Source organism: Micromonospora sp. NPDC007230, from assembly GCF_042869115.1.
In the GTDB taxonomy this organism is placed as follows: Bacteria; Actinomycetota; Actinomycetes; order Mycobacteriales; family Micromonosporaceae; genus Micromonospora.
In genome coordinates, this window is record NZ_JBIAFE010000010.1 from 73,183 (window position 1) to 88,840 (window position 15,658).

Annotated in this window: 17 protein-coding genes; 11 read left to right on the top strand and 6 right to left on the bottom strand. The window is 72.8% G+C overall.

The window, feature by feature from the left end:
- Positions 1-146: 146 nt before the first annotated feature.
- A complete protein-coding gene (locus ACFYML_RS16240) occupies positions 147-587 on the bottom strand; it encodes an XRE family transcriptional regulator (protein ID WP_357437738.1) in 441 nt (146 codons plus the stop codon).
- Between the two features lie 264 nt (positions 588-851).
- Between ACFYML_RS16240 and ACFYML_RS16245 the strand changes: the two genes are divergently transcribed.
- The 6 genes from ACFYML_RS16245 (at position 852) to ACFYML_RS16270 (ending at position 6,288) form a co-directional block, all read left to right on the top strand.
- Positions 852-1,193, top strand: a complete 342-nt coding sequence (locus ACFYML_RS16245; protein ID WP_073836822.1) for a hypothetical protein — start codon at positions 852-854, stop codon at positions 1,191-1,193.
- A gap of 91 nt (positions 1,194-1,284) precedes the next feature.
- Positions 1,285-1,719 carry a hypothetical protein gene (locus ACFYML_RS16250; RefSeq protein WP_387421376.1) on the top strand — a complete coding sequence of 145 codons (435 nt, stop codon included), beginning with the start codon at positions 1,285-1,287 and terminating at the stop codon, positions 1,717-1,719.
- Positions 1,720-2,064: 345 nt separating this feature from the next.
- On the top strand, positions 2,065-3,480 hold the full coding sequence (locus ACFYML_RS16255; protein ID WP_387421377.1) for a PhoH family protein: 1,416 nt from the start codon (positions 2,065-2,067) through the stop codon (positions 3,478-3,480).
- Positions 3,481-3,764: 284 nt separating this feature from the next.
- The gene (locus ACFYML_RS16260) at positions 3,765-4,439 is read left to right on the top strand and encodes a lytic transglycosylase domain-containing protein (protein ID WP_387421378.1); all 675 of its coding nucleotides are present in this window, start codon (positions 3,765-3,767) and stop codon (positions 4,437-4,439) included.
- A gap of 116 nt (positions 4,440-4,555) precedes the next feature.
- Positions 4,556-5,215: a rhomboid family intramembrane serine protease gene (locus tag ACFYML_RS16265; protein ID WP_387421379.1), complete on the top strand. Its 660-nt coding sequence runs from the start codon at positions 4,556-4,558 to the stop codon at positions 5,213-5,215.
- A 104-nt stretch (positions 5,216-5,319) separates the two neighbouring features.
- Positions 5,320-6,288: an NAD(P)/FAD-dependent oxidoreductase gene (locus ACFYML_RS16270; protein ID WP_387421380.1), complete on the top strand. Its 969-nt coding sequence runs from the start codon at positions 5,320-5,322 to the stop codon at positions 6,286-6,288.
- 37 nt (positions 6,289-6,325) lie between these two features.
- On the opposite strand, the gene ACFYML_RS16275 is transcribed toward ACFYML_RS16270, so the two are convergent.
- Positions 6,326-7,018, bottom strand: a complete 693-nt coding sequence (locus ACFYML_RS16275) for a TetR/AcrR family transcriptional regulator (RefSeq protein WP_387421381.1) — start codon at positions 7,016-7,018, stop codon at positions 6,326-6,328.
- A 142-nt stretch (positions 7,019-7,160) separates the two neighbouring features.
- Here ACFYML_RS16275 and ACFYML_RS16280 point away from each other — a divergent pair, with 142 nt between their 5' ends.
- On the top strand, positions 7,161-8,078 hold the full coding sequence (locus tag ACFYML_RS16280) for an NAD-dependent epimerase/dehydratase family protein (protein WP_387421524.1): 918 nt from the start codon (positions 7,161-7,163) through the stop codon (positions 8,076-8,078).
- On the opposite strand, the gene ACFYML_RS16285 is transcribed toward ACFYML_RS16280, so the two are convergent.
- Together ACFYML_RS16285 and glpX are read right to left on the bottom strand one after the other, a co-directional pair.
- Complete coding sequence (locus tag ACFYML_RS16285) at positions 8,047-9,051, bottom strand: DMT family transporter (protein WP_387421382.1); 1,005 nt, start codon at positions 9,049-9,051, stop codon at positions 8,047-8,049. The two genes, ACFYML_RS16280 and ACFYML_RS16285, sit on opposite strands and share 32 nt — an antisense overlap.
- On the bottom strand, positions 9,048-10,079 hold the full coding sequence (glpX, locus tag ACFYML_RS16290) for a class II fructose-bisphosphatase (protein WP_357437765.1): 1,032 nt from the start codon (positions 10,077-10,079) through the stop codon (positions 9,048-9,050). Before glpX ends, ACFYML_RS16285 begins: the two co-directional genes overlap by 4 nt.
- A 159-nt stretch (positions 10,080-10,238) precedes the next feature.
- Here glpX and ACFYML_RS16295 point away from each other — a divergent pair, with 159 nt between their 5' ends.
- The 3 genes from ACFYML_RS16295 (at position 10,239) to ACFYML_RS16305 (ending at position 12,933) form a co-directional block, all read left to right on the top strand.
- Entirely contained in the window at positions 10,239-10,937 is a 699-nt protein-coding gene (locus ACFYML_RS16295) for a DUF4245 domain-containing protein (RefSeq protein WP_387421383.1), read from the top strand.
- 111 nt (positions 10,938-11,048) lie between these two features.
- The gene (locus tag ACFYML_RS16300; protein ID WP_387421384.1) at positions 11,049-11,870 is read left to right on the top strand and encodes a hypothetical protein; all 822 of its coding nucleotides are present in this window, start codon (positions 11,049-11,051) and stop codon (positions 11,868-11,870) included.
- A 226-nt stretch (positions 11,871-12,096) separates the two neighbouring features.
- Entirely contained in the window at positions 12,097-12,933 is an 837-nt protein-coding gene (locus ACFYML_RS16305) for a hypothetical protein (RefSeq protein ID WP_387421385.1), read from the top strand.
- Between the two features lie 54 nt (positions 12,934-12,987).
- Here ACFYML_RS16305 and ACFYML_RS16310 read toward each other — a convergent pair whose 3' ends face one another.
- Positions 12,988-13,200, bottom strand: a complete 213-nt coding sequence (locus ACFYML_RS16310; protein WP_357437775.1) for an exodeoxyribonuclease VII small subunit — start codon at positions 13,198-13,200, stop codon at positions 12,988-12,990.
- 23 nt (positions 13,201-13,223) lie between these two features.
- Positions 13,224-14,477, bottom strand: a complete 1,254-nt coding sequence (gene xseA / locus ACFYML_RS16315; RefSeq protein WP_387421386.1) for an exodeoxyribonuclease VII large subunit — start codon at positions 14,475-14,477, stop codon at positions 13,224-13,226.
- Positions 14,478-14,643: 166 nt separating this feature from the next.
- Here xseA and ACFYML_RS16320 point away from each other — a divergent pair, with 166 nt between their 5' ends.
- Positions 14,644-15,633, top strand: coding sequence for a 4-hydroxy-3-methylbut-2-enyl diphosphate reductase (locus ACFYML_RS16320; RefSeq protein WP_387273300.1), 990 nt, complete (start codon positions 14,644-14,646; stop codon positions 15,631-15,633).
- The last annotated feature ends 25 nt before the right edge of the window (positions 15,634-15,658 follow it).

A 15,658-nucleotide genomic window follows, 5' to 3' on the forward strand; every position in this document is an offset into this window, starting at 1 on the left:
CTGTCCCGCAGGGCTGGGTTCGGCCTTGTCCCGTCCCCCCGCCGACGACGAGCCCCAGCAGTACGAATAGGGACGCTAGCGTGCCCGTTCCGTCCCCGGAGCGAAACGAACGGGTCTGACCTCCGGTTCTTTCGCCATCTGAGGAACTACCCGGCCTGTTTACCGCTATTTCGGAGATTGACCGGGAGGGTTGGCCGATAAGCGAGGTAGCGAATCGTTTCTCGAATATGGAATTTCTCCGCGTCCGACACGTTCGGGTCGACCAGTCGGCGGAGCAGTGCCTCGACGTCGGGGTCCATCGGCGGCGGGGTGGCGGCGGCGCGCGGGGTGGTGGCGCGGTCCCAGCCCAGGGCGGTGAAGGCGGCTGCCGGGTTGAGGCCCAGGCCCTCGCAGAAGGCGACCACCCGTTCCGCCTCGGGGTCGCTGGCCCAGTCCCCGCGTACCCAACGGTTGATGGTCTGCCGGGAGACCCCGGTGCGCCGGGAGACCTCGGTGCCGCTCCAGGCCCGCATGGCCCGCGCGTCGTCCAGCGCGCGGCGGACGAAGGTGGCGAAGGCGATCTTCCGGGCGTTGGCGGTCTCGGTCACTCCGTGACGGTACGACCCGTCGGCCTCGCGGGCGCGTCCCGGCTCGCTGCTGTCACGCTGACGTGACGAGGTTCTCGGATTTCCGGTAAACGATCCAGTGCTGCTCCTGAGGGGTGTCACCCGGGCAGAATAGAAGGACCCCAGGACGGCGGTAAACAGACGAAAAGCTGATACTGTCACGCTCATGAGACAACTTACGGTGTGTCACGTGCATGAGACGATTAGTGCTCACATGCGTCACTCCGCGGGTGACGAGGGGGTCTCGTGACCGAGCTCGCGACCCGTGCCCAGGCCTTCGGCCTGATCGCGGACGGCGTGGCCGCCGGGCTGAGCGCGCCGTGGCGCCTCTACCTCGCCCGGGGCTGCCGGTACCTCTCGCTCAGTGTCGGTGACCGGGACGAGTGGAACGCCTGGCGGACCCACCTCGGCTGTCCGGAGTTGAGCGTCCGGGTCTACGACGCCGGCGGGGAGATCCGGCGCTCCTCGGTGGCCGAGGTGATCCTGGACGGCTGCCGGATCAGCGTCGAGCTGGTCGAGGAGGTCAGCACCGCCGACCTGGAGCGGCTGCTGGTTGTCGACCCCGAGGTCGAGCCGGAGGAGCGATGACCCGGCGGGCCGGCATGGAGCGGCAACTCCCGCTCGACGCGTCTGGCGCCGCGCCGCGAGTTGTCGACCCGACCCTTTCGGGAGTGACCGGATGAGCCCGTTCCTCGCCGTCGTGCTCGTACTCGTGCTCGGGTCGACCTGCTACGCGGCGGGTCGGCTGCACGGCCAGCTCAGCTACCGGATCGGCTACCGGTTCGGCTACCGGCAGGGATACTTCGACGGCGACCGGGGTGCCTGGCACCGGCGGCGCCGCGACGCGCAGGCCGCGATCGCCCCGGCACTGGCCGGTCCGGCGCCGACGTCGGTGACCACCCCGGCCCCCCGCGCCGCGGCCCCGTTCGCCGGCACGGTCGCCCCCGCCGCCGTCACCGCGCGGGCGACCTCCAGCCCGGCCCTGCGGGCCACCGCGACCGCCCAGTTCGGCGGGCTCGCCACCCGGCAGGGCACCACCTACACCGGGTCCTCGTTCAGCGCCTCCGTCGCCGGCGGACGGCCGACCGGGACCCTCGTCCGCCGGCAGGGCTGAGGCCCGCCCCAGAGCACGGTGTGCCGTCCGCGGCGGACGCGCACCGTCGGGGCCACGTCAGACCGGTGACGGTGGCTCCGCCGGCCGGGATGCGCGCAGGGGGCATGCATCCCGGCCGGTTCCGCCGTGCGCCGTTCATCTCCCGGTCAGGTGAGATCCATCCGCACCACTAGCCGACGGGCTCAGGTGCCATTAGCGTCTAAGCATGGCGCGGGGTTTTCCCGGGCCAGCCGGAGAGCCCGGACCTGCGACCTCGCGCACGGGGCCCGCATCCGACCCCGTGTCCACCGGGCACCGGACGAGGCGGAACACGGGTGGCCGGGTGCCCATCCGCGGAGCAGGCCTGTGACGACTCGCCGTACCCCCGCCGGTGCCGACCAGACCCCGGCCGCGACTGCCACCACCCGCCGGACCACCCGCAGCCGCCGTGCGGCGGCAGCCGCGCCGGCCGGCACCGAGGAGCCCCGACCAGCCGGTCCGGCCTTCGTCCTGGACACCTCGGTCCTCCTCTCCGATCCCGCGGCGTTCCACCGCTTCGCCGAGCACGAGGTGGTGCTGCCGCTGGTGGTCATCTCCGAGTTGGAGGGCAAGCGGCACCATCCCGAGCTGGGCTGGTTCGCCCGCCGGTCGCTGCGCATGCTGGACGAGCTGCGGGTGCAGCACGGCCGGCTGGACCGGCCGGTGCCCGCCAACGACCAGGGCGGCACCCTCCGGGTGGAGCTGAACCACACCGACGACGGGGTGCTGCCGCCCGGCTTCCGGAACGAGTCGAACGATGCCCGGATCCTCTCCGTGGCGCTCAACCTCGCCGCCGAGGGGTGGGAGGTCACCCTGGTCAGCAAGGACATGCCGCTGCGGGTGAAGGCGGCCTCGGTCGGGCTGCGGGCCGACGAGTACCGGCACGGCCAGGCCAGCGACCCGACCTGGACCGGGATGGCCGAGCTGGACCTGGCCGAGGAGGAGATCGCCCGGCTGTACGCGGGGGAGACGCTGGACGTCGACGCGGCGGGCGACCTGCCCTGCCACACCGGGCTGGTGCTGCACTCGACGCGCGGCTCGGCGCTCGGCCGGGTGCTGCCCGACAAGACCGTCCGGCTGGTCCGCGGCGACCGGGAGGCGTTCGGCGTGCACGGCCGCTCGGCGGAGCAGCGGATCGCGCTCGACCTGCTGCTGGACGAGTCGATCGGCATCGTCTCGCTGGGTGGCCGGGCCGGCACCGGCAAGTCCGCGTTGGCGCTCTGCGCCGGCCTGGAGGCGGTGATGGAGCGCCGCCGGCACAAGAAGGTGATCGTCTTCCGCCCGCTCTACGCGGTCGGCGGCCAGGAACTCGGATATCTGCCCGGCTCGGAGTCGGAGAAGATGTCGCCCTGGGCGCAGGCGGTCTTCGACACGCTCGGCGCGGTGGTGCACGAGAACGTGCTCGAGGAGGTCACCTCGCGGGGTCTGCTGGAGGTGCTGCCGCTGACCCACATCCGCGGTCGCAGCCTGCACGACGCCTTCGTCATCGTGGACGAGGCGCAGTCGCTGGAGCGGGGCGTGCTGCTCACCGTGCTGTCCCGGATCGGTCAGGGGTCCCGGGTGGTGCTCACCCACGACGTGGCCCAGCGGGACAACCTCCGGGTGGGGCGGCATGACGGGGTGACCGCGGTGATCGAGGCGTTGAAGGGTCATCCCCTCTTCGCGCACGTCACCCTCAGCCGTTCGGAGCGTTCTCCGATCGCCGCGATGGTCACGGATCTGTTGGAGGACATCCCGCTCTGAGGCCGATCAGCCGGCATCTTTGTCCCTGTTTGGCGGCCTTCACGATGTGGTGCAGATCACAATTGCCCGGCTTCATTTCCCATCAGCCTCACCGTGCGCAATGGTGTCCAACGAGCGCTCACGCACCAGGAAGATCGTCGAGCATCGTTCGCCACGGACGGCGGAGAGCCACGAACGCCGGTGCGTCGGCTGCGACCGTGGGGTCGGGGCGCTCGCGACGCCGGCGCGGCCCACCGACGGCCACGCGTCGCGTCGCGTCCTTGCCCCCGACGAAGGGACACTTCGTGAGTCGGCTGTGGAGCCGGTTCGGTGCCCGTACAGCCGCTGTCGCGCTGCTCTCCGTGGGCGTTGCCGGCGGCTTCTATCTGGGCGAAGACCGACAGGCCCAGCAACAGGGCCTGACTGCGCAGGCCGGCCTGGAGATCGACCAGGCGGAGTACGCGTACCAGCGCGAGCGGCAGGCGGACCACCGCCTCGATTCGGCCCGGCAGCGGGCCGCCGAGTACCAGGCGAAGCTGCGGGCGGCTGCGGCCGCCAAGGAGGCCGCCCAGCGGGCCCGGGAGGCCGAGGCGGCCGCCGCGTCCCGGAAGAAGGCACGCGAGGCGGCGGCCGCGACCAAGCCGTACGACGGGCCGATCCCGGCCTCCTGCGAGGAGTACAGCGGCAACCGGGCCATCGGTTGCGCCATCATGCTGCAGGAGGGCTTCGGCATCGACCAGTTCCCGTGCCTGGACAAGCTCTGGACCAAGGAGAGCGGCTGGAACCACAAGGCCTACAACGAGGGGTCCGGCGCGTACGGGATCCCGCAGGCCCTGCCGGGCAGCAAGATGGGCTCGGTCGCGGCCGACTGGAAGACCAACCCGGCCACCCAGATCAAGTGGGGCCTCGGCTACATCGAGGGCCGGTACAACAACCCGTGCGGTGCCTGGCAGCACTCGCAGAACAAGGGCTGGTACTGATCGGACGGTGACGACGGCGGGGTGGGCGGAGATCCGCGCACCCCGCCGTCGTCATGTCGGGGCGTGCCGGGGCGCCCGGGTGGCGGGCGGCCGGGATTGCTGATAGCTGTTGGTACGTGACCTGGCGCGATGGCTCGACGAGCGACGATCCCCGACGGTTCGGCACCGAGGCGTTCTACGCCGCACTGGGCCGGGCCTTCGTCGCCATGTGCGCGGTCGTGCCGGTGCTGTTCCTCATCGAGGCGCTCGATGTCGGCCTGCACGCCAACCTCGACGTCACCGCCGGGATCATCCCGCACCGGATCCAGGGGCTCGACGGGGTGTTCTTCTCGCCGTTCCTGCACGCCGACTTCAACCACCTCTACAGCAACAGCATCCCGCTGATCCTGCTCGGCACCTTCGTGCTGGCCGCCGGCACCCGTCGGTTCCTCTGGTCCACTCTGGTGATCATCCTGGTCAGCGGCCTGGGCGTTTGGTTCACCGGCTCCCCGAACTCGGTGGTGGTCGGCGCGAGCGGGGTGATCTTCGGCTATCTCGGCATCCTGCTGACCCGCGGCGTCGTCGAGCGGAGCTGGTGGAATCTCGCGGTGGTGCTGCTGGTCGGCCTGCTCTACGGCTGGCAGTTGCTCGGCATCCTCCCCACCGACGAGCTCATCTCCTGGCAGGGGCACCTGTTCGGGCTGCTCGGCGGGGTCGCGGCGGCGATCCTGTTCCGGCGCCGGGCGGGTGGACCGGCGGGGGCACGCAGTGAGTCGCCCACGGTGACCCTGCCCTGACCGGGCGTCGAGCCGTCGGTGCCAGGTGCTTGCCCGGAGGCACCGGTCCGCCTACCGTCGGGACCAGCACGCGTTGATCCGTGAGCGGGAAGTGACGGTGCGCCATGCGCGAGGTCGATGTCGCCGTGATCGGCGCCGGTCCGGCCGGGCTCTTCGCCGCCTACTACGCCGGGTTCCGCGGGCTCTCCGTGGCGGTGGTCGACGCGCTGCCCGAGCCGGGTGGGCAGGTGACCGCGATGTACCCGGAGAAGCTCATCCTCGACGTCGCCGGGTTCCCCGCCATCAAAGGGCGGGAGCTGGTGGCGAACCTGGTCGCCCAGGCCGCGCCGTTCCATCCCGAATACCTGCTCGGCGTACGGGCGGAGAAGCTGTCGTACCTCGACGGGCGACCGGTGCTCGGCCTGGCCGGCGGCGAGCAGCTGCGCTGCGGCGCGGTGCTGGTGACCGGCGGCCTGGGTAGTTTCACGCCCCGGCCGCTGCCGGTGGCCGACAGCTTCCTGGGCGGCGGGATCGTCTACTTCGTACCGCAGCCGGCCGAGCTGGCCGGTCGGGACGTGGTCATCGTGGGCGGCGGCGACTCGGCCTTCGACTGGGCGGTGACGCTTGAGCCGATCGCCCGCTCGGTGACGCTGGTGCACCGGCGGGAGAAGTTTCGCGCCCACGCGTCGACCGTCGCCCGGGTGCGGTCGCTGCCCGTCCGGCTGGTGGTCAACGCCGAGGTGACCCGGTTGCACGGCGAGGATCAGGTCACCGGCGTGGAAATCACCGTACGTGGCGGCGGAGTGGCGACCCTGCCGGTGGACACCCTGGTCGCCGCCCTCGGCTTCACCGCCGACCTGGGCCCGCTCGCCGAGTGGGGCCTGCGGCTGGACCGGCGGCACATCCTGGTGGACAGCGCGATGGCCACCAACCTGCCCCGGGTCTTCGCGGCCGGGGACATCACCGAGTACCCGGGCAAGGTCCGGCTGATCGCCACCGGCTTCGGCGAGGCGGCCACGGCGGTGAACAACGCCGCGGTGGTCATCGACCCGACGGCCCACCTGTTCCCCGGGCACTCCTCCGACGGCACCTGACCGCCGACGTTCCGCGCGTTGCCGAGGCGAGAGCGGGTCACGCAGCGGGCAGGCCGATGAGGTCGGCCATCAGGGCGGTCTGGTGGTCGAAGTACTCGTCGCGGTGCGGGATGACCCCGTTCAGCCGCCCGAACAGCTCGAAGCTGATCAGCCCGAAGAGCTGGGTCCAGCCGGCCAGGCCGCGGGCCAGCAGCGCCTCCGGCAGGCCGGGGGAGAAGCCGGCGGCCAGCTCGGCGAGGTCGGCGCGGACCGGCTCGGGCAGCTCCTCGTCGGGCGGGCTGAGCCGGCCGGCGGCCAGGCCGTCGCGGAGGATGCCGACCAGGGTCAGCGGGGGCCGCGCCGCCGGTGCGACGGTGTCCTCGGGGGCCGCGTACCCGGGGACCGGGCTGCCGTAGAGCAGCGCGTATTCGGCGGGGTGGGCCAGCGCCCAGGCCCGGGCGGCCCCGCACGCGGCGTGCCAGCGTCCGCGCAGGTCGGCCCGGTCGACGGCGGCGTCGGCCGCCTCCACCGCCTCGCCGAGGGCGTCGTACGCCTCGAGGATCAGCGCCGTGAGCAGGTCGTCCCGGCTGGGGAAGTAGCGGTAGATCGCCGAGGAGACCATGCCCATGTCGCGGGCGACCGCGCGCAGGGAGAGGTTCGCGCCATCGGTGGCGAGATGGCGGCGGGCCACCGCCTTGATCTCGTCGATCATGCCGGCACGGACCCGGGCGCGGAGCGTGTGAGCCACCATGCCCCCACTCTGCCACGGCCGAGAGCGCTAATCAAAACCAAGAGCAGTGCTCTTGACAGTGAGCGGCGCGCGGTTCATGCTGGGGAGGTCGTCGAGAGAGCACCGCTCTCGGATCGGATCCATGCTTCGAAGGGTGGCCACCATGGCCCTGCACGTGATCGTCGGCGCCGGACCCGTCGGCACCGCCACCGCCCGCCTCCTCGCCGAGCGGGGCGACCGGGTGCGGGTGGTGACCCGCCGCGGCACCGGACCCGAGCACCCGGCGGTCGAGCGGGTCGCCGCCGACGCCGCCGACCCCCAGCAGTTGACCGCGCTGACCGAGGGGGCGGTCGCGGTGCACAACTGCGCCAACCCGGCGTACCACCGGTGGTCGGTGGACTGGCCGCCGCTGGCCGCCGCGCTGCTCACCGCCGCCGAGCGGACCGGCGCGGTGCTCGCCACCGTCGGCAACCTCTACGGGTACGGCCCGGTCGACGGCCCGATGACCGAGGCGACCCCGCCGGCCGCGACCGGCACCAAGGGGCGGGTGCGAAACCGGATGTGGGCCGACGCGCTCGCCGCGCACCGGGCCGGCCGGGCCCGGGTCACCGAGGTACGTGGCTCCGACTACTTCGGCGTCGGCGGCACCTCGCTGGCGATGATGGTGCTGCCCCGGGTGCTCGCCGGCCGGCGGGTCTTCCTGCCGGTGGACTGGGACGCCCCGCACACCTGGACGTACATCCCGGACGTCGCCCGTACCCTGGTCGCCGCCGCGAGCGACGAGCGGGCCTGGGGGCGGGCCTGGCACGTGCCCAGCGGGCCGGCCGTACCGATGCGGGACCTGGCCGTCCGCGCGGCGGCCCTGACCGGCGCGCCGGCGCCGAAGCTGACCCGGATGCCCTACCCGGTGCTCTGGCTCGGCGGCCTCGCCAACCCGATGGCCCGTGAGCTGCGGGAGACCGCCTACCAGTTCGACCGGCCGTACCTGATGGACTCGTCAGCCGCCACCGCCGCCCTGGGCATCGAGCCGACCCCGCTGGACCAGGCGATCAAGGAGACGGTGGCGGGGCTGCGCGGCTGACCGTCAGCTTCAGCGGCGGTCCGAGCGCGGCGACGAGGACCGCGACCAGGGTCAGCACCGCGCCGAGCAGGGTGGCCGGCCCGGGGTGCGAGGCCGCCGTCGGCAGCGCCACGTCCAGCAGGACCGCGCCGACGATCTGCCCGGCGATGGTGGCCAGGCCGAGCAGCAGCACCCCGGTGAAACGGACGATGGCGGCGGCCAGCGCGATGAACACGATGCCGATCGGGCCACCCAGGTAGAGCCAGGGCTCGCTGGGCAGGGCACCGCCCGGGCGGCCCCGGACCGCCACCTCCACGGCGAAGGTGGCGAGCAGCGCGACGGTGCCGACGGCGAAGTTGACCAGGGTGGCGGCTAGGGCACTGCCGGCGGCTCCCCGGACCCGGCCGTTCACCGCCTGCTGCCAGGCGATGCCCACCCCGGCCGCCAGCGGCAGCAGGGCCAGCGCCAGGGCGCGCGGGTCGCCGAGCCGGTCGCTCACCGCCAGCAGCACGGCCAGCACGGTGAGCACCGCGCCGACCAGCCGGTTCGGGGTGACCGGCTGGCGGCCGGTCGGGCCGATGCCGGCCCGGTCCACCAGCAGGCTGCTGCCGGACTGCCCGGCCACCACGGCGACGGTGAACACGGCCACCCCGAGCGTGCCGATGGTCAGCCCCTGGGTGGCCACCAGAAACGCGCCGCACACCCCGCCGAGGCACTGCCACGGCCGCAGGGCGCCCTCGCGCAGCGCCGCCCGGAGGGCGGCCAGTCCCCGCCGGCCGCCCGGGGTGCCGGGGACCAGCACCAGCAGCACGAGCAGGCCGAGGCCGAACGAGACCACCGCGGCGGCGATCCCGTCGGCCAGGCGTACGCCCAACTCGCCGTTGATCCGGGACTGGACGGCCACCGCGACCCCCGAGGCGGTGGCCAGCCCGACGCCGGCGATCCGCCGCGCGGCCGACAGCGTGGGGGGCGCCGCCGTCCCGGTCGCGGTCACTCCTGCTCGGCCAAGGGTCGTCCGTCGAAGTCGACCGCCGAGTAGAGGGCAAGCTTCTCCAGCCGGTGGTACGAGTCGATCACCCGGATCGTGCCGCTCTTGGAGCGCATCACGATCGACTGCGTGTACGCCCCGCCGGCCCGGTAGCGCACGCCACGCAGCAGGTCGCCGGAAGTCACACCGGTGGCCACGAAGAAGCAGTTGTCCCCGGTGACCAGGTCGTCGGTGAACAGCACCCGGTCCAGGTCGTGCCCGGCGGCGAGCGCCTTCTCCCGCTCCTCGGCGTCCTTCGGCCAGAGCTTGGCCTGCATCATGCCGCCCATGCACTTGAGCGCGCAGGCCGCGGTGATGCCCTCCGGGGTGCCGCCGATGCCCATCAGCACGTCGACGTCCGACTCGCCACGGGCGGCGGCGATGGCACCCGCGATGTCGCCGTCGGAGATGAACCGGATGCCCGCCCCCGTACGCCGGATCTGCTTCACCAGGTCGTCGTGGCGGGACCGGTCCAGCACGCAGACCGTCACCTCGGCGACGTCGGTGCCCTTGACCTTGGCGATCCGGCGGATGTTCTCGGCCGCCCCGGCGTTGATGTCGACCACGTCGGCGTACATCGGGCCGACGGCGAGCTTCTCCATGTAGAAGACGGCGCTCGGGTCGAACATCGCGCCACGCTCGGCGACCGCGAGCACCGCGAGCGCGTTCGGCATGCCCTTGCTCATCAGGGTGGTGCCGTCGATCGGATCGACCGCCACGTCGACCTCGGGACCGGTCCCGTCACCGACCTCCTCGCCGTTGAAGAGCATCGGGGCGTTGTCCTTCTCGCCCTCGCCGATCACCACGACCCCGCGCATCGGGATCGAGTTGATCAGCTTGCGCATGGCGTCGACGGCTGCCCCGTCGCCGCCCTCCTTGTCGCCCCGGCCGACCCAGCGGCCGGCCGCCATCGCCGCGGCCTCGGTGACCCGGACCAGGTCGAGGGCGAGATTGCGGTCGAGGTTCTGCGGGGTCCGCGTCCTGGTGGTTGTCATCACGGCTTCCTCCTCGCGACGTTGCGGGGTGGACCGGCGCGGTGCGGCCGTCGCCGCCGCCGGCTTTGTCGCTGATCCTCACACGATGACAGCTCGCGCGCCGGGTCGGGGCGGAGGAGGCCAGGATCACGTCACCCGGACGGCTGCGAGAATGGGCGGGTGGAAGCCGCACACCCTGCCGATCGCGTACCGACCGACGCCACCCCGCCGGACGGCCAGCCACCCGTCCGGTCGACCGCCGGGCCGACCCCTCCGACGGCCGGCGAGCCCGCCCTCGTGGAGTCGTCGGGCGGGGTCGCGCCGCTGGCCGACGCGGGCGAGCACGCCGCGCCGCCCGCGCGGAAGGACCGGGCGCGCTCCGAGCGGTCGCCGCGGGACATGGCGCTCTCGCTGCTGGTCCTCCTGGTCCCGATCGCGCTGCTGCTCGCCTTCTATCGAGGCGTCCTGGGTGGGGACGAGCCGGCCACGGTCGATCCGGCACCCGCCCTCGAGCAGGCCCGGTCGGCGGGCGCCTTCCCGGTCAGCCCGCCGGAGGGGCTGAGCTCCGGCTGGCGTACGGTCAGCGCGCGCTACCAGGCCGAGGCGGGCGGCGGGACGCTGCGGATCGGCTACCTGACCCCGGAGGGGCGCGGCGCGCAGCTCGTGGAGAGCAACGTGGCCGCCGACCAGCTGCTCCCCGCCGAGTTGAAAGGTGGCCAGCCGCAGGGACCGGCCGACCTGGCCGACGGTAGCTGGCAGCGGTACACCGCTCGGGGCAACGAGCAGGCCCTCGTCCTGCTGGAACCGAACCGGACGGTGATCGTCGTGGGCGACGCCCGGGACAACGAGCTACGCCAGCTCGCCACCGCCGTGCGCTGATTCGCCCGTTTCCGGTGCCCCCCAGGGGCCTGGGCCGGTCCGCTAGGCTGCCCGGGCCGGACAAACCGGCACGCATCACGCGTCCGCACCAAACACCGGAAAGAGAACGACGTGAACATTCGACGGTGGAGCGTCGGCGTCCTCGCCGCCGCCCTGTTCGTCCCTGGTCTGGCCGCCTGCAAGTCCGAGGCCGGCTCGCCGACCGCCGACAGCAAGTCCGCCGCCGCCCCGGGGATTCCGGCGGACCCGAAGGAGGCGCTCGCCGCCGCCACCAAGGAGATCCAGAAGGGCAACTTCACCTTCGGCATCAAGGGTGGTGAGTTCAACGGCAGCGGGACCGTACACATGCCGTCCAAGAGCGCCGAGATGAAGCTGGAGAGCGGGCAGACGGCCAACGACGACCTCGCCATGTCGATGCACCTCGTGTTCATCGACGCCGACAGCTGGGTCAAGCTCGAGCTCGCCGGGGCGATGGCCGACGCCGTCCCCGGCTTCAAGGCGATGAAGGGCAAGTACCAGCACCTGGACCGCAGCAAGATCAAGGACGCCAAGGAGCTGAACTTCGACTTCACCGACGTCGACCCGGCGGGTGCCGACAAGATGATCAAGGCGATCACCGACGTGAAGCAGACCGGCGAGGGCACGTACGCGGGCACGATCGACGCCACCAAGGCGAGCGACTCCGACCTGCTCGACGCCGAGACCGTCAAGGCGCTCGGCGCCCAGGCCAGCGCCGTGCCGTTCACCGCGAAGCTCGACGCGCAGGGCCGGCTGACCGAGTTCGCCGTCCAGGTGCCCGCCGCCGGCGGCGCCGAGGCGCAGACCGTGACCGTCACGTACGCCGACTACGGCAGCGCCGCCGCCGTCCAGGCGCCCCCGGCCGGCCAGGTCGTCGAGGCGTCCGACCAGCTGTACCAGATGTTCCAGAGCTGATCCGGGTGCGGGTGGGGGCGGCGTCGGTCGTCCCCACCCGACGCGGGGTCGTCCGCCCGGAACGGACAGGGATTGCCGAAGGCCCCTTCCGGGAACAGATGAGGGCACGACCCCGCCGGGGCGCGACGCCGGCCGGACGGGGCTCGTGCGCCGCAGCCGACGTCAGGGCAGCGGCGCCCCGCCTCCGGCACCTCCGTGGGCCGGACGACCCACCTGGAGAGTTCACGTGAAGATTCGACGCTTCAGCGCGGCGGCCTTCGCCGCGGCACTGCTCAGCCCCGCCCTGGCCGCCTGCAACGACAACGGGACCGGCACCGCGGGGGCCACCGCGTCTCCGAGCGTCTCCGGCAGCGTCGCGCCGAGCGCTACGTCCGGCGACGCCAAGCAGGCCCTGCTCAACTCCACGAACGCGATCCGCGACGGCAACTTCCGGTTCAGCATGTCCGGCGCCGGCTCCACCGCAGAGGGGCAGGTGCACGAGCCGAGCCAGAGCGCGGAGATGCGGATGACGATCGGTGACCCGACGTCCGACCTGATGATGAAGCTGGACCTGATCCACTACAAGCCGGACAGCTGGGTGAAGCTGGAACTGGGCGGCAAGGCCGCGAGCAGCGTGCCCGGCGTGCAGAAGCTCAACCTCGGCAAGTACCAGCACCTCGACCAGACCCGGATCAAGGGCAATCGGGCCCTGGGCTTCGACTTCGACAAGGTCGATCCGGCCGGCAGCGCCGTGCTGACCCAGGGCATCACCGAGGTCCGCCAGACCGGCGAGGGCACGTACGCGGGCACCGTCGACGTGTCCAAGGCGGCCGAGGCGGGCTCGCTCGACCCGGCGGTGATCACCGCGCTCGGGGCGCAGGCACAGTCGGTGCCGTTCACCGCCAAGGTCGACCCGCAGGGGCGGCTCAGCGAACTGGTCATGCAGATCCCCGCAGCCGGCCAGAGCGCCGCGCAGGACATCAAGATCACCTATACCGACTACGGCAACGCCAGCGCGGCGCAGAAGCCCCCGGCCGACCAGGTCGTCGAGGCGCCGCCGGAGTTCTACAACCTGTTCAATTGAGCACGACGACGTCGACGGGGCGGCCCCGGCCGCCCCGTCGGCCGTCCACCCAGGTCACTCCTCGGCGCGCTGCCGGGCGGCGTCGATGCGGGCCCGCGCCCCGTCCAGCCAGCGCTGGCAGGTCTCGGCGAGCTGCTCGCCGCGCTCCCAGAGCGCCAGCGACTCCTCCAGCGAGGTGCCGCCGGCCTCCAGCCGCTCCACCACGCCGGCCAGCTCGGCACGGGCCTGCTCGTAGCTGAGCCGCTCGTCCTTCTTCGCGTCAGTCATCGGCTCCCATCCCAACACATCGCTCAGCCGGCCACGGTCGCGGTGAGCTCACCCTCGGCGAGGCGGACCCGCAGTGGGTCACCCTTGGCCACCTCGGACGCGGCGCGCAGCACGTGGCCGTCGGCGCGCTGGACGATCGCGTACCCCCGGTCGAGGGTCGCCGCGGGAGAGAGCGCGCGCAGCCGGGCCAGGGTGTGGCGCAGGTCGTCGGCGGCACCGCCGAGCCGGTGCTCCAGGCAGCGCCCGGCCCGGTCGCGCAGCGCGGCGACGTCGGCGGCCCGCTGGTCGACCATCACCTGCGGGCGGGCCAGCACCGGGCGGGAGCGCAGCAGGTCGAGGCGGTGCTGCTCCCGGTCGACCAGGTTGCGGACCGCCCGTTCCAGCCGGGACCGGGCCTGGCCGATGAGGCGTACCTCCTCGGTGAGGTCGGGGACGATCCGCTTCGCCGCGTCCGTCGGCGTCGAGGCGCGCACGTCGGCGACGTAGTCCAGCAGCGGCGCGTCCGTCTCGTGGCCGATCGCGCTGACCACCGGGGTACGGCAGGCGAAGACCGCCCGGCAGAGCGCCTCGTCGGAGAAGGGCAGCAGGTCCTCGATGCTGCCGCCGCCCCGGGCGATGACGATCACGTCGATGCTCGGATCCGTGTCGAGCACCTTGAGCGCGTCGACGATCTGCGGCACCGCGCTCGGCCCCTGCACGGCGACGTTGACCGTGCGGAACTCCACCGCCGGCCAGCGCCGCCGGGCGTTGGTCAGCACGTCCCGCTCGGCGGCCGAGGCGCGGCCGGTGATCAGGCCGATCCGGCCGGGCAGGAACGGCGGCCGGCGCTTGCGGGCCCGGTCGAAGAGCCCCTCCGCGGCCAGCAGCTTCTTGAGCTTCTCCAGCCGCGCCAGCAGCTCGCCGAGCCCGACCTGGCGGATCTCGTCGGCGCGCAGGCTGAGCGTGCCCCGGGCGGCGTAGAACTCGGGCTTGGCGTGCAGTACCACCCGGGCGCCCTCGCGCAGCTCCGGCGCGCCCGCGTCGAGCACGTCCCGGTTGGTGGTCACGGTCAGGCTGAGGTCGGCCGAGGGATCACGCAGGGTGAGGAAGACGGTGGTCGCGCCGGGCCGACGGCTGATCTGCGCGACCTGCCCGTCCACCCAGACCCAGCCCAGCCGGGCGATCCAGGCGCCGATCTTCTGGCTGACCACCCGGACCGGCCACGGCTCCTCGGACGTGCTCCGCCCCGCCTCCGCGTCGCCCCGCCCCACCTCGCTCACCCGCCCCACCTCGCTCACCCGCCCACCCTACGGCCCAGGGCCGACACCACCCGCGTCGATCATGAGGTTGGCGGCGATTCCGATCTCCGCTGCCGCCGCCAACCTCATGATCGACGGTTCGGGCGAGGGTTGTCGCAGGGTCGCGGTCGCTGCCGGGGGAAAATCGGGCACGTACGATGGTCGGGTGACTGAGGCTGAGGCGACTCCCCGGACCGGCAAGCGCGTGCTCCTGGCCAAGCCCCGCGGCTACTGCGCGGGCGTGGATCGGGCGGTGCAGACCGTCGAGGAGGCGCTGCGGCTCTACGGCGCCCCGATCTACGTCCGCAAGCAGATCGTGCACAACAAGCACGTCGTGCAGACCCTGGAGGCCCAGGGGGCGATCTTCGTGGAGGAGAACGAGGAGGTGCCGGAGGGCGCCACCGTCATCTTCTCCGCGCACGGCGTGGCCCCCGAGGTGTATGAGCAGGCGAAGGCGCGCTCGCTCAAGGCGATCGACGCGACCTGCCCGCTGGTCACCAAGGTGCACCAGGAGGCCCGGCGGTTCGCGGCCGAGGACTACGACATCCTGCTGATCGGCCACGAGGGGCACGAGGAGGTCGTCGGCACCGCCGGTGAGGCTCCCGCGCACATCCAGCTGGTGGACGGGCCGGACGGCGTCGACAAGGTCACCGTGCGCGACCCCAGCAAGGTCGTCTGGCTCTCCCAGACCACCCTCTCCGTGGACGAGACGCTGGAGACCGTCGCCCGGCTCAAGCAGAAGCTGCCGCTGCTCCAGTCGCCGCCCAGCGACGACATCTGCTACGCCACCTCCAACCGGCAGCACGTCGTGAAGGAGATCGCCCCCGACTGCGACGTGGTGATCGTGGTGGGCTCGCGCAACTCCTCCAACTCGGTACGCCTGGTCGAGGTGGCCCTGGACGCCGGCGCCCGGGCCGGGCACCTGGTCGACTTCGCCCACGAGATCGACGACGCCTGGCTCGCCGGCGCCCGTACGGTCGGCGTCACCTCCGGCGCCAGCGTGCCGGACGAGCTGGTCCAGCAGGTGCTCGCGCACCTGGCCGAGCGGGGCTTCACCGACGTCGAGGAGGTCACCACCGCCAACGAGCGGCTGACCTTCTCGCTGCCGCAGGAGCTCAAGCGGGACCTGAAGGCCGCCGCGGCCGCCCGCGGCTGACCCGCCGGAACGGATCGACGGCCCG